Source organism: Streptomyces sp. SID12501 (assembly GCF_010550245.1).
Classification (GTDB): domain Bacteria; phylum Actinomycetota; class Actinomycetes; order Streptomycetales; family Streptomycetaceae; genus Streptomyces.
This window is the reverse complement of sequence record NZ_JAAGLU010000161.1, coordinates 1-801: the sequence shown is the minus strand read 5'-3', so window position 1 is coordinate 801 and position 801 is coordinate 1. Positions and strand designations below refer to the sequence as shown.

The window sequence follows — 801 nt, the reverse complement described above, 5'->3', positions numbered from 1 at the left end:
CGACGGCGCCCACGGCGAGAACATGAGCCTGGAGCTGTTCGCGAGGATCCTGGACCGGCTCGGGACCGTGCCGTTCCGGCAACTCCACATCAATGGCGGCGAGCCGACCGTCCACCGCGACTTCCCCGCCCTCTCCCGGCTGGCCCACACCCGCCTGCCGGACACGGTGATGGTGCTCGGCACCAATGCCATTACCCTCGCCCGCAACCACCGCCTCTTCGACGTGACCTGTGAGGTCTACGACCAGATCCTCATCGGCTGCGACGACGAGCACGGGAACTACGACGAGGTCGCCCACGTCGTGCCGCTGCTCCGGCAGGCGGGCAAGACCGTCGTGTTCGTCATCGACATCCTCGCGACCGGCGCCCCCGCGCAGGCCACGCCGTGAGCCTCGCGCTGCGGGTCATCCCGTGCCTCGACGTCGACGCGGGCCGGGTCGTCAAGGGCGTGAACTTCGCGAACCTGCGCGACGCGGGCGACCCGGTCGAGCTCGCGCGCCGCTACGACGCCGAGGGCGCCGACGAGGTGACGTTCCTCGACGTGTCGGCGTCGTCGTCCGACCGGGCCACGACCTACGACGTCGTGCGCCGCACGGCCGAGGAGGTGTTCGTGCCCCTGACCGTCGGGGGCGGCGTCCGCTCGCCCGAGGACGTCGACCGGCTCCTGCGGTCCGGCGCCGACAAGGTCGGGGTGAACACGGCCGCGATCGCCCGGCCCGAGCTCATCACCGAGATCGCCGACCGCTTCGGGTCGCAGGTGCTCGTCCTGTCCATCGACGCGCGCCGCACGACGGGCGACGTG

1 protein-coding gene and 1 pseudogene are annotated in these 801 nt (G+C 71.8%); both read left to right on the top strand.

Annotation, left to right across the window (positions count from 1 at the left end; genetic code table 11):
• Positions 1-388, top strand: a pseudogene (locus G3I71_RS44985) (hypothetical protein); the annotation flags it as partial.
• Positions 385-801 (top strand): HisA/HisF-related TIM barrel protein (hisF, locus tag G3I71_RS44980; RefSeq protein ID WP_343243282.1); only part of this gene is annotated, 417 nt, incomplete at its 3' end. The pseudogene G3I71_RS44985 and the gene hisF, both read left to right, overlap by 4 nt.